At 57.9% G+C, this 23873-nt stretch carries 22 protein-coding genes, 1 pseudogene and 1 riboswitch; of the genes and pseudogenes, 11 read left to right on the forward strand and 12 right to left on the reverse strand.

Annotated elements, in window-relative coordinates:
* A partial coding sequence (locus ABX749_RS00945) for a DUF1549 domain-containing protein (RefSeq protein ID WP_372894357.1) occupies positions 1-2216 on the reverse strand: 2216 nt, incomplete at its 3' end.
* Positions 2217-2643: 427 nt separating this feature from the next.
* On the opposite strand from ABX749_RS00945, the gene ABX749_RS00950 reads away from it, so the two are divergent.
* Positions 2644-3723, forward strand: a complete 1080-nt coding sequence (locus ABX749_RS00950; RefSeq protein ID WP_145206971.1) for a class I fructose-bisphosphate aldolase — start codon at positions 2644-2646, stop codon at positions 3721-3723.
* Between the two features lie 57 nt (positions 3724-3780).
* Here ABX749_RS00950 and ABX749_RS00955 read toward each other — a convergent pair whose 3' ends face one another.
* Both ABX749_RS00955 and ABX749_RS00960 read right to left on the reverse strand, forming a co-directional pair.
* Complete coding sequence (locus ABX749_RS00955) at positions 3781-4503, reverse strand: SGNH/GDSL hydrolase family protein (protein ID WP_372894358.1); 723 nt, start codon at positions 4501-4503, stop codon at positions 3781-3783.
* 124 nt (positions 4504-4627) lie between these two features.
* On the reverse strand, positions 4628-5161 hold the full coding sequence (locus tag ABX749_RS00960; protein WP_372894359.1) for a hypothetical protein: 534 nt from the start codon (positions 5159-5161) through the stop codon (positions 4628-4630).
* Positions 5162-5616: 455 nt separating this feature from the next.
* Here ABX749_RS00960 and ABX749_RS00965 point away from each other — a divergent pair, with 455 nt between their 5' ends.
* The 6 genes from ABX749_RS00965 to ABX749_RS00990 all read left to right on the forward strand — a co-directional run bounded on the left by ABX749_RS00965 (position 5617) and on the right by ABX749_RS00990 (position 12264).
* Positions 5617-5796, forward strand: coding sequence for a Flp family type IVb pilin (locus ABX749_RS00965; RefSeq protein WP_145206974.1), 180 nt, complete (start codon positions 5617-5619; stop codon positions 5794-5796).
* A gap of 618 nt (positions 5797-6414) precedes the next feature.
* A riboswitch (cyclic di-GMP riboswitch) is annotated at positions 6415-6513 on the forward strand.
* Between the two features lie 160 nt (positions 6514-6673).
* The gene (locus ABX749_RS00970; RefSeq protein WP_095736645.1) at positions 6674-6853 is read left to right on the forward strand and encodes a Flp family type IVb pilin; all 180 of its coding nucleotides are present in this window, start codon (positions 6674-6676) and stop codon (positions 6851-6853) included.
* Between the two features lie 417 nt (positions 6854-7270).
* Positions 7271-7828 carry a prepilin peptidase gene (locus ABX749_RS00975; RefSeq protein WP_145206975.1) on the forward strand — a complete coding sequence of 186 codons (558 nt, stop codon included), beginning with the start codon at positions 7271-7273 and terminating at the stop codon, positions 7826-7828.
* 278 nt (positions 7829-8106) lie between these two features.
* Positions 8107-9126, forward strand: coding sequence for a Flp pilus assembly protein CpaB (gene cpaB / locus ABX749_RS00980; RefSeq protein WP_145206976.1), 1020 nt, complete (start codon positions 8107-8109; stop codon positions 9124-9126).
* A gap of 217 nt (positions 9127-9343) precedes the next feature.
* On the forward strand, positions 9344-10924 hold the full coding sequence (locus ABX749_RS00985) for a type II and III secretion system protein family protein (protein ID WP_372894360.1): 1581 nt from the start codon (positions 9344-9346) through the stop codon (positions 10922-10924).
* 128 nt (positions 10925-11052) lie between these two features.
* Positions 11053-12264 (forward strand): pilus assembly protein CpaE, encoded by a 1212-nt coding sequence (locus ABX749_RS00990; RefSeq protein WP_372894361.1) that lies wholly within the window; start codon positions 11053-11055, stop codon positions 12262-12264.
* A gap of 111 nt (positions 12265-12375) precedes the next feature.
* Here the strand turns inward: ABX749_RS00990 and ABX749_RS00995 are convergent, their stop codons facing one another.
* The 3 genes from ABX749_RS00995 to ABX749_RS01005 all read right to left on the reverse strand — a co-directional run bounded on the left by ABX749_RS00995 (position 12376) and on the right by ABX749_RS01005 (position 17077).
* Complete coding sequence (locus tag ABX749_RS00995) at positions 12376-13299, reverse strand: DUF1559 domain-containing protein (protein WP_145206979.1); 924 nt, start codon at positions 13297-13299, stop codon at positions 12376-12378.
* Positions 13300-13959: 660 nt separating this feature from the next.
* The gene (locus ABX749_RS01000) at positions 13960-14901 is read right to left on the reverse strand and encodes a hypothetical protein (RefSeq protein ID WP_372894362.1); all 942 of its coding nucleotides are present in this window, start codon (positions 14899-14901) and stop codon (positions 13960-13962) included.
* A 661-nt stretch (positions 14902-15562) separates the two neighbouring features.
* Positions 15563-17077, reverse strand: a complete 1515-nt coding sequence (locus ABX749_RS01005) for a leucyl aminopeptidase (protein WP_372894363.1) — start codon at positions 17075-17077, stop codon at positions 15563-15565.
* Positions 17078-17178: 101 nt separating this feature from the next.
* Here ABX749_RS01005 and ABX749_RS01010 point away from each other — a divergent pair, with 101 nt between their 5' ends.
* Positions 17179-19128, forward strand: a complete 1950-nt coding sequence (locus ABX749_RS01010; protein WP_372894364.1) for a UbiD family decarboxylase — start codon at positions 17179-17181, stop codon at positions 19126-19128.
* Positions 19129-19146: 18 nt separating this feature from the next.
* Positions 19147-19953 carry an SDR family oxidoreductase gene (locus ABX749_RS01015; RefSeq protein ID WP_372894365.1) on the forward strand — a complete coding sequence of 269 codons (807 nt, stop codon included), beginning with the start codon at positions 19147-19149 and terminating at the stop codon, positions 19951-19953.
* Positions 19954-20048: 95 nt separating this feature from the next.
* Here ABX749_RS01015 and ABX749_RS01020 read toward each other — a convergent pair whose 3' ends face one another.
* Both ABX749_RS01020 and ABX749_RS01025 read right to left on the reverse strand, forming a co-directional pair.
* The gene (locus tag ABX749_RS01020) at positions 20049-20390 is read right to left on the reverse strand and encodes a hypothetical protein (protein WP_372894366.1); all 342 of its coding nucleotides are present in this window, start codon (positions 20388-20390) and stop codon (positions 20049-20051) included.
* A 158-nt stretch (positions 20391-20548) separates the two neighbouring features.
* The gene (locus tag ABX749_RS01025) at positions 20549-21019 is read right to left on the reverse strand and encodes a YaiI/YqxD family protein (RefSeq protein ID WP_145206986.1); all 471 of its coding nucleotides are present in this window, start codon (positions 21017-21019) and stop codon (positions 20549-20551) included.
* Between the two features lie 27 nt (positions 21020-21046).
* Here ABX749_RS01025 and ABX749_RS01030 point away from each other — a divergent pair, with 27 nt between their 5' ends.
* Complete coding sequence (locus tag ABX749_RS01030) at positions 21047-21460, forward strand: hypothetical protein (RefSeq protein WP_372894367.1); 414 nt, start codon at positions 21047-21049, stop codon at positions 21458-21460.
* Between the two features lie 245 nt (positions 21461-21705).
* On the forward strand, positions 21706-21924 hold the full coding sequence (locus tag ABX749_RS01035; protein ID WP_095736634.1) for a hypothetical protein: 219 nt from the start codon (positions 21706-21708) through the stop codon (positions 21922-21924).
* A gap of 68 nt (positions 21925-21992) precedes the next feature.
* Here ABX749_RS01035 and ruvX read toward each other — a convergent pair whose 3' ends face one another.
* The 4 genes and pseudogenes from ruvX to ABX749_RS01055 form a co-directional block, all read right to left on the reverse strand.
* The gene (gene ruvX, locus ABX749_RS01040) at positions 21993-22523 is read right to left on the reverse strand and encodes a Holliday junction resolvase RuvX (RefSeq protein WP_259631068.1); all 531 of its coding nucleotides are present in this window, start codon (positions 22521-22523) and stop codon (positions 21993-21995) included.
* A gap of 64 nt (positions 22524-22587) precedes the next feature.
* Positions 22588-23124, reverse strand: a complete 537-nt coding sequence (locus tag ABX749_RS01045) for a 3-hydroxyacyl-ACP dehydratase FabZ family protein (RefSeq protein ID WP_145206989.1) — start codon at positions 23122-23124, stop codon at positions 22588-22590.
* A gap of 36 nt (positions 23125-23160) precedes the next feature.
* Entirely contained in the window at positions 23161-23259 is a 99-nt protein-coding gene (locus ABX749_RS01050) for a 50S ribosomal protein bL37 (protein ID WP_372894368.1), read from the reverse strand.
* 223 nt (positions 23260-23482) lie between these two features.
* Positions 23483-23873, reverse strand: a pseudogene (locus ABX749_RS01055) (hypothetical protein); the annotation flags it as partial.

The raw sequence follows: 23873 nt of genomic DNA on the forward strand, positions 1-23873 counted from the left end.
GGGTGCGATGGAGACTCGCCCGTCGTTCCAAAATTGTTCTCCGTCGCGACCAAGCCCTCGCCCATCAACCACGACCAAACGCGGTTGGCATACACCCGAGCCGTCAGCGGGTTGCTCGGATCGGCAATCCACTCGGCCAGTTCGACGCGACCGCTGCCGTCGGTGCCGATGCGGTCGGCATAGCGCTGCGCCGGTCCGATCGCGGTGAGAAAACCGCGGCGGACGGTGTCGCCCAACTGATGCACGTTACCGCGAACACGGACCGCGATTTCCTCACGCGGTTCACTCTCGGAAACCGTCAGATACTTGGGACGTCGATTCAGCTCGGATTGCAACTGCTTCAATTCGGCGGACAGTTCTTTGCGTCGTGCGGCGACCGCGGCCAGATCGACATCGTCGGCTTTCGCGTCGGCCGACGTCTTCGCCGCAGCCGGCTGACCGTCGATCGGCAAGAATTGAATCGCGTCGACGATGACACAACCGTCGGCGTTTTCGTTCGAGACGATGACGAACGATTGGCCTTCCTTTTCAAACGGAAAAACGCCCAATGAAATCCAAAGTCCGTCGATCGGCGGCCGGCGTCGTTGGTTCACGCGAACCGTGGTCGACTCGTTCGCGCTAAAGACCTTGACGATCGCGTTGGTGGCTCGATTGTCATGAGACGTGTATGACATGCGGACTTCGTAGCGTCCGGTGGGCAGATCGACCGGGTCGAACGTGACCGACTTGCTGCCTTGTCCGGTCGTGCCGTCGTGCCGGTAGCCCGCACCGACATAGGGTTTGACGAACGTCGACTCCGTCCAGGCACCGACGTAACTCGCGTCGGCGTCGTCCATCACGACACCCGCCAGCGAGTCGACGGAAACCACGCGGGTGTCTTTGCCGACGTTGCCTTTTTCTAGCGACTGCAACGTCTTCAATTCGGCTGCAACGACATCCGCGCGGGACTGCACCGCTCGATAGTGCGCTTCGTCGGCCGGATCCAGCGGCAGCGGTTTTTCGATCCACTTGGACAGGTTGGCGTGTTTCAACGGCGTGGTGGATCGCATGATCCCAGCTAACGCGTAATAGTCGCGTGTCGGGATCGGATCAAACTTGTGGTCGTGACAGCGGGCGCATCCGATCGTTTGCGCCAGGAAAGCGCGGCCGATCGTTTCGAGCTGCTCGTCGATGTGATCGAATTCGAGTTTCGTTTTGTCTTGGTCTTCCAAGTTCGAATTGCCTAGCGCCAAGAAACCGGTCGCAATCGCTCGCTGTTGGGTTTCGGTGATGTCATCGCAAGCCAACAGGTCGCCGGCGATCTGGTCGCGGATCATCTGATCAAAGGGTCGATCGTTGGCATACGACCAGATCAGGTAGTCGCGATACCGCCACGCTTCGGGAAGAATAAACCCGCGCAGCGTGATCGATTCGGCATAGCGCACCACATCCATCCAACGTCTTGCAAAGTGCTCGGCGAAGTGTGGGGATGCCAGCAATTGATCCACCAGCCGCTCGTAGGCCAGCGGAGAGGGGTCGGCCAAAAAGGCGTCAATGGTCTGCGGTGACGGCGGCAGCCCGTGCAGGTCGAACACCAGGCGTCGCACCAACGCTCTCGGCTCGGCCGGCGGCGCCGCGGTCAGTCCCTGTCGGGCCAGGTCTCGGTCGATCAAGGCGTCGATCGAGGCATTGGAACGGGCGATCGGCCGATACGCCCAGTGTTCGTGGGCACGCTCGACGGGAAGCCCCGTTTGCCGCGTCGGTTCCCCGCCTGTTGCACTCGGTTGTCGGGGATCCACGGCACCGTTTTCGACCCATCGCCGAAACGCCGCGATCGTGGCGTCGTCCAGTTTCCCGTCCGGAGGCATTTCCAAGGCCGGATCTTCGTACGCGATCGCTTGGATCAATCGACTTGCCGCGGCGTCACCGGGAACAATCGCCGGACCGAGATCACCACCGGTCTGCCATCCGTCACGTGAATCCAGCACCAGTCCGCCGCTGGCCTCAGTCTCCGTCGAATGGCACTCCAGACAGTGCTCGATCAATGCCGGTCGAATCTTGTTTTCGAACCACTGGATGTTTTCAGCGTCCGTTTCGTGCGGCAACGACGCATCTTGTCCGTTCTCGCCGGCCGCAACGCCGGGGCCGGCTTCCATCCACGCGACCGAGACGACGCACGCCATCACGACGCACCGCAGGTTCGGCAGCGGACGGTGAAACAGGACAGTGAGAAACACGGCCAGGGGATGGCTAACGCGTCGCGGTGGATCTGGCATAGGTGGGAAAGTGCCAAGATTTGGAAGGGAGCGGACCTGAGAAAAAGGATCGCGGGGGAAGTCCAGTCTACTCGGAATCCACCAGTGGTGGCAAATCCGCACACCACGGCGGATCGCACGCGAGCCTCGTGCCTGGCCAGTTCACCGGACGATGCCGAAACGTTGCCGGTTTCGGCGAAGTTCGGTTCCCCACGCCCTGCTGGCCCAAAACTTGCGAGCGAAACAAAGCGCGCCACAAGCGGACCGGTCCGAGACTGAAATTGATTGCGAGTAACGGTCGGAGTCCCAATTGCTGCACTTCGCGTGACCGTCGCACGGTCTGCTTTGTGACGCAGCCGCGCAACGGCTGTGCAATACCGCCCAACTTTTTTGAACTGGATGATCCCTGATGACAACCAAAACCAAGACCAATGTGCTCGATCTACTCGGTAGCGATGGGGAAGCGTTGCTGAGCCATCAATGCGAAACGATTCCCGCATCGCAATTGCATCTGCCGGGTCCCGATTTCGTCGACGAGGTCTGGGCGCACTCCGACCGCAGTCCCCGCGTGCTTTGCGCGATGCAGTCGTTGTTCAATCACGGTCGGCTGGCGCGGACGGGCTATCTGTCGATCTTGCCCGTCGATCAAGGCGTGGAACATTCCGGTGGTGCATCGTTTGCCCCCAATCCGATTTACTTTGATCCCGCCAACATCGCACAATTGGCCGTCGAAGCGGGTTGTAACGGAGTCGCATCGACGTTTGGTGTGCTCGGCGGGATCGCGCGAAAGTACGCACACCGCATCCCGATGATCTTGAAGCTCAATCACAACGAACTGATGACTTATCCGGCCACCTATGACCAGGTTCCCTTTGCCCGCGTCCGCGACGCTTGGAACATGGGATGTGTCGGTGTCGGAGCGACGGTCTATTTCGGTTCGCCGGAATCGACGCGACAGATCCGAGAGATTTCCGATGCCTTCGCCGAAGCTCACGAACTGGGCATGTTCACGATGCTGTGGTGCTACCTGCGCAACTCGGCATTCACCGTCGATGGCGTCAACTACGAAGCCTCGGCCGATTTGACCGGGCAAGCGAACCATTTGGGATCGACGATCAATGCCGATTTCATCAAACAGAAACAACCCACCAACAACGGCGGCTATCGGGCGCTCAACCAAGGCGGCAACAAATACGGCAAGTACGACGATCGGATCTATGAGGGGCTGTCCACCGACAATCCGATCGACCTGACCCGCTACCAGGTGCTCAACTGCTACATGGGACGCTGCGGCCTGATCAACTCCGGCGGAGGATCCGGTGCGAACGACTTCCAACAAGCCGTCCGCACCGCCGTCATCAACAAGCGTGCCGGTGGGATGGGATTGATCAGCGGTCGCAAGACATTCCAGCGTCCGATGGGCGAGGGCATCGAGTTGTTCAACGCCATTCAAGACGTCTACTTGGATCCCGACATCACGGTGGCGTAAATCGCGCGACGTGCCGTGGTTGGGGCGTCGAGCGGAGCCGGCGGGTCTGGCGGCGTTTCAGTCAGCCAGCGCGGACTCGATCACTTCGGCGACGTGCTCACCGAGCAGCTTCGACCCTTCGGCGGTGTAATGGACGTTGGCGGGCCGTTGGTGTTGTTTGACCGATTCGGCGAAGGCAAAGAACGGATCGGTCTGGATCCCGCCGACTTTGGCGATCGCTTTTGCCGCAGCGGCGTTGTACTTGACCGAGTCACCGACGACGCGTCCTGCGGCGCCCTCGGGAACAGGCGTCGTCTCCCGCCAAATGACGATCTTGGCCTGTTGCTTGATGCGGCGGGCCAGCGTTTCGATGTTGGACTGGTACTCGTCGATCGGCACCTGTCGGTGCGAACCCTCGGCTTTGGGGTCGGCCAGATTCTGACCTTTCGGCCCCATGTACTTCAGGTCGTGCAGTCCGAAATTCCAATGAACGACATCCCACTTGCGATCGCCGAGCCATTGATCGATCTGATCTAATCCACGCGTGGTGGGCCCGCAGTTGGTCGGCGGTCGAAACACGTTGGCCTTGCCTTGCATCGCCGCCCGCGCGGCGACCATGTAGCCGATAGAGATCGAGTCGCCGATCAGCAGCACATTGGGAAGCTTGGGATTGACTTCCGGGGGTTGGAAGGCCGGATTGACCTTCTTGGGTGCCGGCGTTTTGGCAGCGTCTTGGGCGGGGGACGAAACGACGTGAGCGAGCGCAACGATCAGGCAGAGTCCGAGTCGGATCATGGTCATCGGGTTCCATGGCATGGGAATTGGATTTCAATTCCCCTCATGATATTTGCCCGATGCCGGCCCGTGCCTCCGTCTCGGACCCACGGACCGCACTTTTGCCGTATTTGTCGACGCCGGCGACGTCTTATTTGCCGCCCTTTTTGGACACGTTGCGGACGGCGAAGGGATTCTGTTGCGGGCGGCCGATCCGTTCTTCACCTTCCATCGTTTCTTTGCTGATGACGACCGACGCGATCGGCAATCCGTACTTGTCTTCGAGAATGTATTGAATCGCGAAGTCATCCTGCTCCAGAATCTGGATGACTTGCTCTGGCACGTTACAGTCATCCAAATCAAGTTTTTCGATGTTCTCTCGCATCGCTTCTTCGATCTTGACATTCCCAATTCGTCGAAGCTGTGCGGTCAATTCGTCACTGACGGTGTACCAACCGTTGAGCGTTCCGCCGTAGTCCATCGTGATTTTGGTCAACGTGAAATTCTCGTCCAAGCGGTGAGGAAGGTCTTTCTCACTCTCCTTGATCATTCGTTTGATCTCCGCTTTGCTCAGTTTGTTGTCGCCGGACTTCTTGTTGAACAAGGATTCGACGTAGCTGCACCCTGACGAAGCGACAAGGACGAGGGACAGGACGGCGGTGGTGAGTCGAGAATTGAATTGCATCGTTAAACCTTCCAAGTGAGTTCATCCACTGACAATTTGAGTTCGATTCCATCGTCTGAGACTACGGCGCAGTTGGATTGCAGAACCCATCGAGTCGTGCTCGGACACTGAAACAGGGTGTGCCGGCAGGGTTTGGCTCATGCTGACCGTTACGACCGTGACAGGCACACCCGGATCGGCCGACGATGAGATTTCGTTGCCGCACAATTTTGCTTCACCAGCTTTCTGACATACGGTCCAGGTAGAGAACGTGTCCGTGACGACGCGTTTCTGAAACCCCGATCATCGCTGCGAGAGCAGAGTCGATCGGACACGGTTTCGGACGGTGGCTGGCTCCACTTTTTTTGGTGTCGGTGCTGCTTCTCTTCCGGGTTCCTTTTCACGTTGAAACGGCCCATTAAGTCATCAATGGATGTCTTCGATCTTCGAAGGCTCCCCACATATGAGATTGAAAAATGAAAAAGTTCGCTAATAGCATCGTTGAGTTCTTGAAGGAAGAAGATGGCCCCACCGCAGTGGAGTACGCTGTGATGTTGGCCTTGATCGTCGTCGTTTGCTTGGCCGCTGTCGGCACGATCGGCACCGAGTCGAACAAGAAGTTCCAAGAAGTTGGATCTGCAATCGCCGCTAACTAAGCGGACGATCGTTGCCCGAAGCGAGATCGCTTCAGCGGCACAGCCCAAACACGTCCCGGCGTCACCTATCAGCGGCGCCGGGGCGTTTTTTGTTGCGCCGCATGACAAAACGGGCCGACCACTGATTGTCCGATGGTTTCTTGCTACCGGTTTCGCAACGGTAGGAGTTCGCGGAACGGCGACAGCGGCCTGTCGAGTTAATTGAGAATGCGAAACGAATCGTGAGCCGCTGGCCGTGAGGCCTCGGGCGTTGCGCTGGGCCCGGCCGCTCACGCGTCGCGGCTCACTCAAGCAACAGGCCGCGAGCCCAATAGGGCTTAATCGACAAGGTGCGGTCGATCATCATTTGATGTCAGCAAGTTCATGCCGGCGCAAACGGCGTCTTCATCGTCCGAGGGTGCTGAGCCAGAGGCGATCCCGCTGCAGGGGGCAAAGCTTGGTTTATCTGTTACATCCAGACCAACGTCACCCTTTGCCGATGCAGAATGCCTTGTCTAACTGCAGTTTTTTGACTCGTCAGTTTCCTGACATAGGTTTCTGTTGAGAGCGGGTCACGATGATCTGCTGCCGAGGGTTCGACCAATCGACGGTCACCAGAACGCTCGGACGGCCTGGCTCCCCAGAGAAAGGCAAACCGCATCGAAAGGGCGGGGCGCAAAGCTACGGGTCCGTGGGCAAAGCAACTCGCTTTGCTCGAAGGATAGCCGAGCTGCCAAGGGAACAGTCGAGATCGTGTTTCAGATGCGATCCCGATTGCCTAGGCAAGTCTTTTGGAGACGTGGCTGCTTCTTTTCCGGGATCCTATTCACGTTGAATCGGACCAGTAAGTCATCGTCGGGAGTCATCGCAAATGACATCCCACCGAGGAGTTTGAATAATGAAAAAGTTCGCTAATAGCATCGTTGAGTTCTTGAAGGAAGAAGATGGCCCGACCGCAGTGGAATACGCTGTGATGTTGGCCCTGATCGTCGTCGTTTGCTTGGCTGCAGTCGGCACGATCGGTACCGAGTCGAACAAGAAGTTCCAAGAAGTCGGTACGGCAATCGCTGCCAACTGAGTCGGTGTTGGCGAAGTTCTCGCTCAGAAGTTTCGCCGACAACCACCCCGAGAGATTCTCGACGATTGGCCGGTGTTTGGCTTAGTCGCATTCACATCGGTCACGTCGAGTCTCTTTTTTTGCGCCCATCCGTCTCGGGCGACCACGGAATCCACCATGAACTATCCACTCCTTCCCACTGATGCGGCAGAGCACGTTTGGCAGCTTTCGTGCTGCTTTATCACGTTGCTCTTTGCGATGTTCAGTTGGATGTTGGGACCACGCTGAATCCTCGCGTGATCCACTCGCCGCATGCCGCAGGTCGGCATGCTCCCACTCCTGCCTACTACGCTGCGGCCGGCGTCTCATCCGATTCCGCCGCGCCTTGACTCGACCACCAACACACCTTTCTAGAGAATCGTCACGGGGAACTAAGCCATGGAAACCATCCTCCAGGGTCTGACAGAGAATTGGGCCGTCTGGTTTGTTACGGTCGTCTTGATCGTTGCCGCGGTCATCGATGGAGCCATTTTGAAGGTTCCCAACTGGCTGACCTTTCCATTTATCATCTGCGGTTGGGTTCACTGCACCATCCAGGGCGGCATGGCCGGACTGGGATGGAGCCTGTTGGGCACATTTGTCGGAATGATGTTGTTGCTCGTTCTGCGAAATGTCGGCGGAATGGGCGGCGGCGATGTGAAACTGCTCGCCGGCGTCGGTGCCTGGCTCGGAACCGTGGTGACGCTCTACGCGTTTGCCGCGACCGCAATCGTGGGCGGCATCATGGCCGTGTTCATGATCTGGAAGAGCGGGAACTGGACCAAACACTACGCGATGGCGCTGCAAATTTTGGAAGAATGGAAGACGGTGAAGAAGCCTTCGGAGCTTTCCAAGATCGCCCGCGAGCGAAAACCGACCATGTATTTGCTGCCATACGGAATACCGATGGCAATCGGATCGATTCTCTATTTTGCCTACGCCGGAATGCTTATCTGAACGGAAGGTCAGACGTCTGTTTTTGGACACCAGGAAATCCACCTGAATGAGGGTGGGTTCCCTCCACAAGACCTACTGTTTTTGGGAATTTATCCTAGTTAGCTCATTCTTGGCGACTAGAGAAAGCAACCCTATTACACCAGCCCTACGCCTGCGGCTTGCGCGGTTGCAGGCAGGGGCTGGTTGTAACCGAGTGAAGTGAGTGGGTCGACAGCCTCCTCCCAGCTCAGTCCTCCACACCCGAAACGTAATCATCTGGTCTGGTACCAGCACACGCCATGCGAAACAAATCACTTTTCTTGCTACTTGCCGGCATCTGCGGCACCGTTGCGGCCGTCGGAGTCGGACAGTGGATGCAGGCACAAAACGGCACCCCCACCGAGATGGCGGAGATCTTGGTCACCACGGTTTCCATCAATCCCGAAGAACAAATCACGGCCGAGAAGCTACGGCTTGAACAGTGGCCGGCCGATCGGATCCCCAAAGGTGCCTCGGCGGAGCTGAGTCAGTTTGAGGGACGATTCGCCAAGGTCCCGCTGTTCGCCGGCGAGCCGATGTTGGACCTGAAATTAATGAACGAAGTCGAAGACAAGGTGGTGCCGAAAGGCTACGCCGTGGTCTCGTTGCCGGCCGGTCGCGACGGAACGGTCAACCTGGTCAGTCCGGGCGACCGCGTCGATATCCGCGGCTTCTTCACCAAGGGCGAGATGTTTGCTCGTGACATGGCCTTGGATGTGTTGACGGGCATCAAGGTTTATGGAATCGATGGGATCACCAAGTTTGATCCGGACCAACCACGCACACGATCCGCTCGCGACATCCAACTGCTGATTCGCAAGGCCGACGTCGAAGCCTTTGACTTTGCCAAGAAACTCGGCGAGATCTCATTGTCGCTGGGCAGCCCGACGGCCGATGACGAAAGCATTCCCGAAGGGGAACCGAGCGAAGCGGCCCGCAAGTTCTTGCGAGATCTACAGGACCGTCGTGACGAACAAGAGCGGCTGCGAAAGCTTGCCGCGGAAGAAAAACCCGTAGAAGTAGAACAGGCGGAAGCCGAGCCCAAGAAAGCCACCTTCCGCACTACAAAAATCATCAACGGAAGAATGATTGTTTACGAATGGGTGGAAGGGGAGCCGTTGCCGCGTGTCGTCGGAGACACTGGAGCGCTTGACCTGGCCACCACGGATGAATCGGCCGAGCAATCCGCCGACCAAAACAAACCGACTTCCGACGATTATCTACGAGGCGCCGACAGCCCCTTCTTTCAGCCCGAGGGCGGAGAAGAGTCTGACGAGTGAACCCTCGATAGATGAACAAAGTAAATCAAGACTCGCCGTTGTAGGAAAGATCTGGCTTCAGACTCTGAAACCAGACGGACCGAAACGGCGAGCGTGACCCGTCCCCTTTTTTATCCCGACGTTACTCGCAACGAACTGATGTATGTCGATGGTGAAAGTCATCGGCATCATGTTTCGGAAGGATCCGAGACGAAGGTTCTGCAAGGATGCACCTGCGATGCAAATGTTCCGAAATGCGGTCCGCCCAGCCGCGCTAAAGTTGATCGCCCTTTTCTCGGTGGCGTGTCTCGCGACTCATGCCGGCGCGCAAGACGTCGACGACACTCAACTGACTTCTGCCGCTGCGACAGCCGGCGCCGCCAACCACACGATCACACGTGCGGTTGAACGGATGCAAATGCTGGTCAAGTCGAGCAGCATTCTGACCTTGGAGGCGAAGATTCCGCGGTTCCAAGTGCACAATGAAGAAGTGCTCGGGGCCACACCGATTTCGCAGAATCAGTTGCAGGTGTTCGCCAAGACCCCCGGGACCACGCAAATCAACTTGTGGGACACCGAAGACAAGCAATACACCGTGGACATCACGGTGATCGCCGACGCCCGCGAGATCGAAGGCATCTTGTCGTCCCAGTTGCCGCTGGCGACGCTGAAGGTGATGCCGGTCAATGCCTCGGCGATCGTCTCCGGTTATGTCACCAGCGTAGACGATGTCGATCGGGCGATTGCGATCGTGGAACAATACTATCCGACCGTCGTCAACAACATTCGCGTGGTGGGCGTCCAGCAGGTGTTGTTGCACACACGGATCATGGAGGTCTCTCGGACCAAGCTTCGCGAGCTCGGCGTCGACTGGGACTGGGCGGGGGATACGCGTTCCTTCACAAGTTATCCGGCCGCGATCAGCGCGTCCGACGCGACGAACATTTTCCAAGGTGAAGAATTCAATGCCTTCATCTCCGCTCTCCGTCAGCAGGATTTGGTCAAGTACCTGGCCGAGCCCACGGTGATCGCAACGCACGGTCGTCCGGCACGCTTCACCGTCGGCGGTCGAATCCCGTTTATCGTGCCGTCTGGACAAGGCCAAGTCACGGTCAGCTACGAGGAGTACGGAACGTCGGTTGACTTCTTGCCGTTCGTCGTCGGACCCGGTCGGATTCGATTGGAAGTCCGTCCGGAAGTCAAAGAACCGGACGAATCGCGTTCGCTCGTCATCGCCGGTGCAAACGTGATCGCGTTCAGTCAGCGATACGTCGAAACCGCCGTGGAACTGCAAGCCGGCCAGACGTTTGCGATCGCCGGATTGCTGCAGAGCCGCACCGAAGCGACCACGCGGGCCACGCCCTTGCTCGGAGAACTGCCGGTCATCGGCACGTTCTTCCGTAGCGTCCGCGAACAACGCAATGACATCGAACTGTTGATCACGGTGACTCCCGAACTGGTCGACGCGATGGATCCCTACCAAGTGCCGCGAGGCGGGCCGGGACTCAACAGCATGTCGCCCAAGGACCACGATTTGTACATGAACGGCCACATCGAAGTTCCCAACCTGTTGGGCGGCGACGGTTGTTCGATGAACAGCGGACCGGGTGTATCGGGCAACGCCTCGATGATCCACAGCAACGTGATGCAAAACGGTGCCATGATGGCCCACGGAAGTCTGCTTTCACCGGGCGTGGGATTGCCACCCGGTGCGACGCTGGACCGTGGTTCGGCACTGCCGCCGGGAGCGATCCTTCCGGGTACCGAACCGACCGTCGTCGGTGAGGGTGTCATCATCAGCACGCCTGACGAGTATTGAGGTCTGGGATGCTGGCCAGGGGCATATGGTTGTCGGCCACCCCACCGACAATGCCTGCGATCGACGGCAACGTGGCCGTCGAAGGGTGGCAAGAACGGAATTGAAATGAGCGATCGGATACATCTGCAATGACAAACGTGCTACGAATCGCATTGGTCGACCCCAATGATGACACGCGTGATTCACTCAAGTCGATGCTCTTGGGCATGGACACCGTGTGGCTGGAAGCCGATTGCTCGCGGTACGAATTCTTTCCCGATGTGATCGAGCAAACCGCTCCCGACGTGGGCGTCATCTCGCTGGACAACGACACGGAGAAATCAATTCGGCTGGTCGAACGACTCGCCAGCGACGCGCCCGACACGGTGATTCTGGCGGCCAGCGAAAGCACCGACGGCCATCTGATTCTGCAAACGATTCGCGCCGGGGCGCGGGAATTTCTGACCCTGCCGATGTCCCACGAGGACCTTGCCGCTGCGCTGACGCGGGTCAGTCAACACAAATTCGGTACCAGCGAGGGCGGCGCCCGGGGATGTGAAGTCGTTGCCATCGCCGGAGCAACCGGCGGCGTCGGGACGACCAGCGCCGCGGTCAACTTGGGCTGTATCTTTGCCGCCGACAACCGGAACAGTGTCGCCCTGTTGGACCTTGACCTGGCACTCGGCGACGCCGATGTCTTTCTCGACGCGATCCCCGACTACACGCTCGCCGACGTCGTTCAAAACGTCTCGCGGTTGGACATCCAATTGCTCAAGCAATCGTTGACCAAGCACAGCAGCGGGCTGTACCTGTTGCCCCGCCCAGTCGAACTGCACGACACCCTGGGGATCACCGACGAGAGTCTCCGAAAAGTCATCGGGCTGTTGAAAGCTTCGTTTACCCACCTGGTGATCGATCTCTCCAAGACCTACAGCGCGGTCGACATGGCGGCCATCGAAGCGGCTTCCAAGGTGTTGCTGATCACCCAATTGGATCTTCCCTGTCTGCGCAATGTCGTGCGTTTGATGATGAGCTTTGAGGAGATCGAGGGGCTGCAAAGCAAGATCGAAATCGTGGTCAATCGCGCGGGGTTGGAATCGGGTCAGATCAGCTTGAAAAAGGCCAAGGAAACGCTCGGTCGCGATATCTATGCGCTGTTGCCCAACGATTATCGCACGATGGTGGAAGTCCGTAACAACGGGGTGCCACTGATCAACCAGGCGCCCAAAGCGCCGATCACCCAAGCGCTCCGCGATTTGGCCGCCAAACTCCAAGGCAAAGAAACCTCGGCCGAGACCGGCGAAAGCGGCAAGTCGAGCGAGAGCAAGTGGAAAATGTTCTGGCCCGGCGCCAAGTCATGACGTCATCCGCCTGATCTTGAGGTCTCATCAATGCCAGGGCGACCGTGTCGCAGACGGCGGCTCTCAAAAACTCTATCGCCACCGATCGAACGAACGAGCGTCCGCACGAGGTCAACGGGACCAATCTGGTCCCACAGACCGATCGTCGATGTCGCCCAGCGCCGCCCAAACGGACAAGTCCACTGAATCGGTTTTCGTATGGGTTGATCCGTCCAACATGCCGACGACCACTAAGCCACGGTGCGTACTCGAAGCACCGACAAATCCGACCTGAGCTTCGGAACTAAAGCCCCCCGAGAACGTGCAACTCTGTGGATCATTCGGCGTCAGAGTATGGTTGTAGACCGCCCGGTGATAACCGTATTCCGAAGGGTTGGTACCGGCCGTATCGAAGGTCGATACCACGACGGAGTCCCAGTTTAGCCGCATCCATTCGGATTCGATGGCGTGATCAGTACGGTGATGAGTCCCGAAGGCTCGAAAAGAGGGTCCGACCAGGATCGACCGCAACTTTGTCCGATAGCCGATTCCACAGAGCCGCTCGGAAACAACGGCTGTATTCGACAATCCATCCATGACATCGGTCGGCCGAACTGAATTGCCGAAAATAACAGGTCCATTCGCTGCATCCTGAAAATATTGAGTCAGGCTTTGCGTCCACGTGATCGAGCTACCGTGATTGAAGCGGTAGTTCGAACCGTCAACCGGATCGCTCGGGCACGAGTAAATGACAGGCGTCTGTTTCGTCAGCCAAAGACTCAGTGAACGTCGTTGATCCGACAGTTCCAGGTAGGGGTCAAGGTCGGCCCACGGATCACCAACGTGATTCGTTTCAGAATCTCTAATCGTAGGAAACTCGTTCCAAGAACTCGCGTGTTGCTGAACCGCAAGTGAAATTTGTCGAACTTTGTTCGTGCATTCCACCAATCGTGCACTCTCCCGTAGCGAACCAATTCCCGACATCGCCAATCCTGAGAGCAGGGCCAGGATCGCAATGACGACCAACAGTTCGATTAGAGTCAGGCCGCGAGTCATCAACTTTCATTCTCAGTGAAAGACCATTCAATAGGGAGTCTAACTTCCGAACCATCCTGCAAAGATTGCCAACCCGAGAACGCAAAAAGAAATCAATTCTGAGTTAACTTTGAACATTGTGTCGTAGTACTCTGAACGCGATTGCTGCCACAAGAATGAAACAGATGAAACAAGTACCCCAGAATGTCATCGCGCGTCCCTCGGTCGACGTCGCTGATTGAGTTATCGCGGGCCCTTGGATTCTAGATGCGTCAAATGCCAAAAAGTTAATGGGCGTATTGCCGGGGATAAACACGTATCCGTCAGAAGGTGACGTCCGATGAATCACGCAAAACTGGTCTTGGTCCAGAATTGCGATCGTGATTCCGATTGGCGCGGGCAACTTCCCTTGAAGATTCTCACTGACAGTTGCATGGAAACCGCATTCGAGGAGAACAATGAGGGCGTCTTCCAGGGAGCCCGACTTTGCGTGGAACAGTGGGTATCGAGCTGCGAGTTCGCCCAACGAAGGTGCATTCGGGTCCTCAAGCAGGAGTGCAAAATAGATGCACGCGCCCAAATCGTTGGCGGCTGGGTTACGTTCATGAACCCTTCCCGTCACCTGAAACAGCAACAAGGCTATACAAAGTGTGTGCATTACCATTCGCCCCTTGAGCGATCTTAACGATCGTTGACCTGCGTTCCACGCATCTGCTTCGCCATTCTTTTCATTAAGAACTGCTGTTTCCCCAATTCGCCGCCGACGAATGACTCTCGACGAATTGCCCCCCGTTCATCCGTGACTCGGATGCCGAACGGCAAATCCTTGGGTGGAAAACTAAAATCGACGCCGTCCACTCTGTTCTCAAAAGCCTCGATTTCCATCTGCAGCATGATCTCGCGTTTGGAACGCTCTGACGCTTGAATCCTCTTGACGTAACGCAAAGGTCTAGGGGGATTAAAACTCTCGTCCCAAGTGACATCGATATGCAACCTGCCTTGCTCCGGCAGTGCAGAAAGCGTTTGGGCTGACTCCAGCAATCCGTGTTTTGTAAACAAGACGCGGAATGTTGACTCCTTGCCGGAAAGAGTCAATTCCCAACGACCACGCTCAATGGACCTACATTCAATATTGGTTTCCGCATCATTTGACTGAGCGTTCAGCCACTGTAAGATCGTCTGACCTGGCGTGATTTCATTCCAAATTTCGGTGGGCAGCACCCGAAGCGGTTGGCTGGGCGCATCAGCATCACTGGAACGTTTGAGCACCGCGATTTCGTTTCTTTTGTCACAAAAGAACGCCCAGCGACGATTTCGCATGGAAATCAAATCAAATTCGTGTCCTTCCCCGGCGTCCGGAGCGTTGTCGGCGAAAGTCAGACGCGAATGATCTAAACGGACAGTTTCACCGGCCCAGCACGCTGAAACGACAGTGCTGCCAAACGCGGAGAGGACGGTACATTTCAGTTTTCCTTCAGGCCAAGAGTGATTCGTTCGACTCACCAAAGATTTGAGTTTCGACAAGTCACTTCCACTTTGCCCGTTGGCGACACCCGACCCGTAACTGAACGCGATGATCCAACACAAGTAGACGAAGAGGTTTCCGATGCTTGATTGAAACATTGCGATGGTTCCGGCGTGAGGAGAAAGGTATATCTTCCCAGCCATTGGAGCCTGGGAATTGATGCAACCTATGGAATCACAACGGTGTAACACTGATTGCCACACGCAGATCCAGCGTCCGTACTTGTTGCCTGACAACCGGCGTACTGAATCCAAGTACACACATAATCCTGTCGACACTTGCTCTGCTCACTTTGCATGCAACCTTCGCCTGCACCACCGGCGTCACCACACTTATACCAATTCCCGGTTACCTTATAGTATCCGGGTGTTGATGAACAATTTTGTTGGCTGTGCGCTGCACATGGTGTGGCCAGCTGACATTGTGGTTGGGATTCGCATTCGCCCGTCGCGTCATCAAATGCTTGCCCATCACACGCTGCTAAGTGGTAAGCTCGAGCTAATGAATCCTCAGGGTGCTTTGCAAGGACAATCCAGAAGCTCCAAATCAGTGCCGCAAAGCCTAAAGACATTGCAATTTAATGGCTTAGCATCTTCATCGTCGTTCTCCGCCAGGTGAAACTTGCAATCGGGAAGATCCGATTACCAGAACACCAGGGTAGCATTCTAGCCCCCCCGTCAATATTTTGTTTGTGGATATCTCCGCAAATTGAAGGTGTCGATGATCGTAAGGGGTATGTGGTCGCGACAGCGTACTTCTCTACCCCGCCTGATTCTCGATCCAGCGGACAAGCGTTCGCACCATCACGCCGGTCGCGCCGGCATCGCGATGCGGCTTGGGACTGTCGGCAAACGCCGGTCCGGCGATGTCGATGTGGACCCACGGAACGTCGCCGACAAAGTTTTCCAAGAACTTCGCGGCGGTGATCGCGCCACCCCAACGGCCTTCGCCGATGTTCTTGATGTCGGCGACCTTGCTTTTGACTTTCTCGTTGTACAGCTCGAACATCGGCAGCTGCCACACCGGTTCGCCTTCGCCGCGGGCCGCGGCGATGACGGCATCACAGGCCGATTGATTGTTGGTCATCAGACCGGCGACTTCATTTCCCAGGGCAACCATGCAAGCGCCTGTCAACGTCGCCAAATCGACCATCGCCGTCGGTTGATGTTCGATCGCCACGTCGAGTGTATCGGACAGAACGACGCGGCCTTCGGCATCGGTGTTCAAGATCTCGATCGTCTTTCCGCTGCGAGTGACGATGACGTCACCGAGTTTGTAGCTCGATCCGCTGACCATGTTTTCGGCGAGTCCGCAGAATCCGATGACGTTTTTCTTGACGCCCAATTTCGCCAACGCCCGCATCACTCCGACCACGGTTGCGGCGCCGCCCATGTCGCATTTCATGTCGACCATCCCGTCGCTGGGCTTGATCGACAACCCGCCGCTGTCAAACGTGACGCCTTTTCCGACGATCGCGATCGGCGGCTCGCCCTGCGGTCCGCCGTCGTGTCGGAGGATGACCAGGCGGGGCGGTTTGTCGCTGCCCGCGCCGACGGCCAGGATCGCGCGACAGTTTTCTTCGGCCAATCGGTTTTCATCCCACACTTCACACCCCAGGCCGACTTCGGTCGCCAAGGCCGCCGCCCGCTCGGCGAACGAAGCCGGGTAGATGACCGACGCGGGTTCGTTGACCAATCGCCGCGCCAAGTTGATCGAATCGCCCAAGATCACGCCCCGATCGATCGCGGCTGCGTCGGCCGATGCGATGGCGATCGTCTGGGGGACATGGATCGGCGATTTGGTTCTGTAGATCGATTGGCCTTCCAAGCCGTACAAGGTGCCGGCGACGATCGCATCATGATCGACCGCGTCAAAGCACTCCGGCAACGCGATGACCCATTTTTCGTGCGGCTTGGAAACCAATGATCGGACCGCCGTGCTGGTCAGCGTGAACGCGGCTTCGCGATCGAGTTTTGATTTTTCACCCAATCCGATCAGCAAGACCAACTGCGAACCTTCATCACCGACCCCCGGAATCAGCATCGATTCGCCGCAGTCGGAGGAAAGTTTTTCTTGACCGATCAAGCGGCTGATCACGCCGCCCAGGGCTTGATCCACACCGGCCGCGGTCGCTGACAGCGGTGCATCGTCGCAGAGGCCGACGATCAAGACGTCACATTTTTCACCGATTGGGTTGTCGGTCGCGACAAAACTCGGGCATGGCAGTTGTGGGGCGTCGGGATTCGGTTGAGACTGGGACGGGCTTTCCGACATAAGATGATGACACCAATTGAGACGTTGTTGACAGACGCTTGAACAATCACGCTCGAACAGCGTCCGAATCACTTTGCAATCGTTGTAGTTTATCGACCACCATGAAACACCGCAGCACCCGAGACGTCGTGGAGGACCTTCGCGCCGGCGGATTGTTGATCGAAGTGACCGATGCGGTCGATCCGCACTTGGAAATCGCGGAAATCCAACGCCGCGTGTATGCCAACGGCGGTCCCGCGGTTCTGTTCACCAACCCCACCGGCTGTCCGTTCCCGATGGCGTCCAACCTGTTTGCCTCGCTCGATCAGGCCCGCTACCTGTTCCGCGAGACGCTGGAGTCGGTGCGACGATTGATCGAAGTCAAACTCGATCCCTCGGCGGTCCCCAAACGGCCCTTTCGCTATGCCGGCGTCCCCCTGACTGCGGTGCGGATGCTTCCCAAATTCGTCCGTCGTGCCCCGGTCGCGGCCCATCGATGCTCGCTCGCGGACCTGCCGCAGCTGAAATGCTGGCCCCGCGACGGCGGTGCCTTCGTGACGCTTCCCCAGGTCTTGAGCGAAGACCCGACCGAGCCGGGGAACTTGATGAAGATCAACCTGGGGATGTACCGCGTCCAACTCTCCGGAAACGACTACAGCGACCAAGAAGTCGGTTTGCATTATCAGATTCATCGGGGGATCGGCGTTCACCATCAGCAGGCGATCAAGTTGCAAAAACCACTGCGTGTCGCCGTGACCGTCGGCGGTTCCCCGGCGATGACGCTGGCCGCCGTGATGCCGCTGCCCGAGGGGCTGACCGAATTGACCTTCGCCGGCGCCCTGGCGGGCCGACGCATCGGGCTGCTCCGCGGAAACCACGCGCCGGTGTATCGCGACGCCGACTTTGCCATCGTCGGATCGATCGATCCCGACGTCACCAAACGCGAGGGGCCGTTCGGCGATCACCTGGGATATTACAGCTTGGAACACCCCTTTCCGGTGATGAAGGTCGATCATGTCTGGCATCGCAAGGGGGCGATCTGGCCGTTGACGGTCGTCGGTCGCCCGCCGCAAGAGGACACGACGTTCGGCCAGTTGATCCATGAATTGACCGACCCGATCATTCCCACCGTGATTCCCGGCGTCAAAGCGGTGCACGCGGTCGACGCCGCCGGGGTGCACCCCTTGCTGCTGGCAATCGGCAGCGAACGCTACATGTCGTACATGAAGGAATCCGCACCGCAAGAGTTGCTCACCCAGGCCAATGCGATCCTGGGCAACGGACAGCTTTCGCTCGCCAAGTATCTGATGATTGCCGACGACCCATCCGATGTGTTGGACATTCATGACATCGAAACGTTCATCGGATTTGTCCTGCAGCGTGTGGATTGGAAACGGGATTTACATTTTCATACCCAGACGACCATCGACACGTTGGACTACACCGGCACCGGATTCAACAAGGGATCCAAAGTCGTCATCGCTGCGGCGGGTCCGCCCCGCCGCAGTCTTCCGCATGAGTTACCCGCCGACCTGCGATTGCCCGACGGATTTCAGGATCCCCGCGTCGTGATGCCGGGCGTGTTGGCGATCGAGTGCAAGTCCTTCGACGGCACAACCGGCCCCCGGATTGTCCATTCAAACGAACGTCCGAGTTCAGCGTCATCAGCTCAGCCCGACGCGTTCGCGAGGAACGCCGCGTGGCCCCTTGCCAACGCGAGCGGGCTTGAATCGACCACCGGCCGCTCCGACGTGCAGCGATTTTGCCAGTACTATCAACCCGATGATCCCATCAACGCCTTTCCGCTGATCACGATCGTCGACGACAGCGACTTCGCGGCGCGATCACTGAACAATTGGTTGTGGACCACGTTCACGCGCAGCAATCCGGCGACGGATCTGTCGGGCATTGGAGCCGAGACGATTGCCAAACACTTCGGATGCCGCGGCAGTGTCGTCATTGACGCGCGTTACAAACCCTGGCAGGCACCGCCGGTGATCGAAGACCCCGAGACCGTTGCCAAGGTCGACGCCCGCGCCACCCGCGGCGGTGCCCTGGCCAAGTACCTTTAGCAACAACAGACTGCGCCGATGAGCTTCTTAAAAACCGTGTTCGACTGTGACGCACCGGTCGCTTTGATCACCGGCAGCGGCGCCCCGCGTGTGGGGCGTGAAATCGCGACCGAACTGGCCCGCAACGGTTGCCGAATCGCCTTGCATGCCAACACCAGCGTGGACGCGGCGGGCCAGGCTGCTGACGAACTGACGCGCCGCTACCAAAGCAATACGATCGTGACCCAAGGGTCGCTGGAGGACGATGGGGTGCCGCAGCGACTGGTCGACGAAACGGTCACCGCGTTTGGCCGCTTGGATATTCTGGTCAACAGCGCCGCGATCTGGTCACCGACACCGATCGAGGAAGTCACGGCGGCGGAGATGCGTCGCTACTTCGAGATCAACACCGTCGCTGCGTTCCTGTGCGCCCGCGCGGCCGCGGACGTGATGAGTGATCAAACGACCGGTGGTTCGATCGTCAATCTTGGCGACTGGGCGACCGTTCGGCCCTATCTCGATCACGCCGCGTATTTCCCCAGCAAGGGCGCGATCGATGTGATGACCCGCTCCCTGGCCGTCGAATTTGCCAGTCGCAACGCTGCGATTCGGGTCAATTGTGTCAAACCCGGGCCGGTGCTGTTGGCCGATGAAGTGCCCGATCAACAACGGCTGAAGCTTTGCGCCAGCACGTTGACCGGTGGGATCGGAACCGCCGGGCACGTCGCCCATGCCGTGCGTTTCTTGTGTGAAAACACGTTCGTCAACGGTGTCTGCTTACCCGTCGATGGCGGACGATCAATCTATTCGCCCGACGGATTACAGGTCGGTGAGAACACGGGTTAAAAAAAAACACCCGCCCGGAGGTGGTTCCGGACAGGTGTATCGCTGGCAAGACAATTCGGTTTCGCCGCCGTGCGTTCTTGGAGAGATTCCTTCGCTTATTTCCCCAAGAAGGTGCGTTTGAGCCAAGCATTTTTCTTGCGTTCAAACGCTTTGAGTTTATCGATCACTCCGGGTTTGGTTTCCTCCCGATCGTGGTTCCGGGGTGGCTTTTTGATCGGCTCCGTCGTCGCCGGTTCTGACGGCGCCGGTTTCGCTATGTTCTGAAAGGTTGCCGATCGGATCGGCGGAACGAGCGTGACCGGTGGTTGAGTAGGATCCAAGACCGGTGCCGCTATGGAGCCGCTGACAAGGATCGAGTGTCCGACGTCCAGCGGTGCGGCGGTCGCGACACCGGTGACGCCGAGCAGCACGATCGCGGCGATGGCTATCTGTTTCATGGAGTAGAAACTCCTTTAGTCATGAGAAGGTTTCCGAGACATTGAAACATTCCCGCCAGTTAGCCGAACGCAATCAGAAAGCATCATTGATGTTCGGCAATCCGTCCTGATCACCCCATGCGAGGACGCGTTATGGTGAATCGAGGCGACTTTGCAGGTTATTTAAACTGGTCAGCCTGTTTGATCAGCTTGGTCAACAATCGATCAAAAGAGGCCGCGAAGGCTTTCTTGTCTTTGGCGTTGTACGGCGCCGCGCCACCGGTCGCCGCTCCCGTTCCACGCAGCTCATCGAGAAAGTCTCGCATCGAGAGTCGCGCGGCGATGTTGGAATCGTTGTACTCGTCGCCCCGCGGATCGATCACCGCCACTTTCTTGTCGACCAATTGAGCCGCCAACGGGATGTCGGCCGTGATCGCCAAGTCGCCGGGTTGGCTGTGGACAACGATGTACTGGTCGGCGACGTTAGCACCCTGACGCACGATCACCGATCGCACCGTGACGGCCGACCTGGGGATCGGCTGGGCCGAATTGGCGACCAACACCGTTTCGATCTCCAGCCGATCGGCGGCGCGGAAGACAACCTCTTTGACGTCCCGCGGCGCCGCATCCGCATCAATCCAGATCTTCATTCCACACGCTCCGACTGTCCCACTGTGATGCCCACTGACTCATTTCACATCTACCTGTACGGTCCGCATCCACACGCTGATCGGTTACCGTCACCCGACACGACGCCGATCCCCACCAGTTTCGAAGCGGCGGGTGAACGCTTGCATCAATCGCTGCCGTCGATCCTGTTCGAACCCGACGGATCATTCGCCTGGGCGAGCAAGGATCATCAGGTCGTCGGCATGATCTATGACGCCGCAATGGAGATCCAATATGTGGAAATACGCGGTCATTGCGATGCCTCCCGGCTACGAAAGTTGGTCGAAATTCTGGCCGGAACGACTCAAATCGACCAATTCGCGGTGATGGTGCTGCCAGAGAGGCAGTGGAAAAATTTTCAAAGCTTTGCAATCTCGCTCCCCGCCAGCGACCCCAACGGCGCCTCTGATTCCAGCGATTGAAGGCCCCCTACGTTTTTCCGAGTCGATAATCGCGGCAGTTTGGAACTTTTTCGCGAACTTCCCATCAAAATTGCGACTCCAGACGTTTGATTGGCACGCTTGATGCAATACCACTTTTTCGTCAGATCGCGTTGATCTGGCAAAATCGGTCTAAAGCAATCAACCTCACCTGATTGCCCAGGCCTAGGAATCAAACCGCTGATGCGAGTCAACGCGTCGGCCCTGTTTTTCGCGAGGGATTGAACATGATGACTGCTGTTTGCAATAAAGAAGTCTTGGAATCGACATCGTGTGCTCAAAATGAGACAGCTGGCCAAGAGATCAACCTGTCGGACGCCGAAATCCTGCGTCGGGTGCGCGACATTCGGGCGACTTGGTCGCTTTCTGAGCGTGCCGCACGCCGCGAAGAAGCAGACCGTCGGTTCGAAAATTTGATCGAAACGATTTTCGCCGAGGCGGCTTGATCGGGACGATGATTCAATCCTCCGAACCCATCCGGTCCGGTCGGGTTCGGAATGATGGTACGCGACCCCTACTCCAACGTGTCGCCGCCATCGGCTTGATCATGGATCGATTGTCCGACCAGGACGCCATGATAACGACAGGCTTCCAGGAAGGACTCCAGTAGGACGAGCGCGGCGACGGCATCAAGTTGTTTCTTCTTCTTTTGACGACTGAGCCGTCCTCCAGAAAGCCGTTCCTTTGCCGCCGCGGTGCTGAATCGTTCGTCGAACAGACGCACCGGCACTCCCGTTTCATCGCTCAGCCAACGGGCGAACTCGCGGCACTCTTTGCTTTTCTGACTCTCCCCGCCGTCACAATGGATGGGAAGTCCGACGACAAACCCGGCCAGACGCTCTTGTTCGGCCAACCGACGAAAGTACTCGGCATCCTTGGTCTCTCCCCGAACCTGGTAAACCTCCACCGGGCTGGCCAGAATGCGGTCCGGATCACAGACGGCAATCCCGATTCGGACCGTTCCATAGTCGACGCCGGCTAATCGGCCCGTCGGAGGAAACGGAGGTTCGGTCGCAGCGGGATCTTGGCCGTGATCAGCAGTCATCGGGAACGTGGGAAGGCACGTTGCAGTTGAGAGGGAGCGAATGCATGTCCGCGAGCGGTCGCATTCAACCCACGTTTTGGGCAGACCGCGTGGCCAAGTGGTTTTTGACGGCTTGGACGGGCAGCGGGATCCCTCGGATCACTCCGTCGATGACCAGTTTTTCACCGACGACGCCTTGGAAATCAGCCACGATCATTCGACCACGACGAGCTTTGCTCAATCGGATCATCAGGATCAAACGATCCCCGGGCACGACGACGTCTCGGAACCTGGCGTTGTCGACTCCGCCGAAGCCCAACATTTCCGCGCCCAGCAGATCATGTTTCTGGGCGAAAAAACTCGACAGTTGCGCTACCGCTTCCAATTGGATCACGCCGGGCATCACGGGCATTCCGGGCATGTGCCCCCGGACCCAAAATTCGTCGTGTCGGACGTCTTTGTAACCGGCGCAGGTGAGCGTCTCGACATCCTCGTACAGGATACCGGTCAGATGCTCCATTTCATGCCGCTGCGGATTGTAGCTGCGGATCGCGTCTAAATCGGCGACCAGCTCGCTTCCGCTGAGCAGGGAGAGATCAACAATAAAATCGTTTTTTGGCACAGCAACCGCCTCTGAGTTTCAGAGCCCCGAGCTATCTCAGGTCTTGATCTTCTTGCGTTTTGCTTTGCGAGCCTTGGCGCTGGCAGGACGTCGGCCGTGATTGGCCTTCTTTAGTTTATGGTGCGGCTTTGCCATCGTGTCTATGGTTTGGAGAAAAAGGAAACGGGCGGATGCAGTCCTTGAATCCCGGAAAATAGCAGAATACTCGCTTTCGCGGTAGTCTCACCCTCGATCTGGGCCGGAGCTGCAAATTTAACACTTCCATCGGCATCCGGCAGGGTCTGCTCGGTGCCTTGGTGTGCAAAGTGACAAGATTTCATCTTCGAATGATTTGATCTTGAGCCTGAAACGTCCGGCGTCAGCGGTACATCCGGCTCGTCCGAGCGGAGGTTGCCGACGGGATGGCGGCGCCGTAGCTCAACTCGTCCTGCGGCTGGGACACGGAATAACGCCCGCTGTTGAGGACCGATGGGGGGCCCAGCGGACGGGGTGTCGTGTCAGCCGAAGCCGGATTCGCAGCCCGCGACGCCGGTTGTGGTGCCCCGGCATCGGCAATCTGGCCGAGCGCCGTCTGTTCGCGACGCCGCTGGTACCAACTGGTCGACGCAGATGCTGCTGGCTGAGATGCCAAGGATTGAGATGCCCCGGCTGGTCCCGTCAACGCCATGCGCCCGCCGGCTGCCAATTGGTTCGGCGACGGGCTGGCGGGCGATTGGGGGCCAGTAGGCGATTGGGGCCCGTTGAGCGAC

Source organism: Stieleria sp. (assembly GCF_041595215.1).
Taxonomy (GTDB): domain Bacteria; phylum Planctomycetota; class Planctomycetia; order Pirellulales; family Pirellulaceae; genus Stieleria; species Stieleria magnilauensis.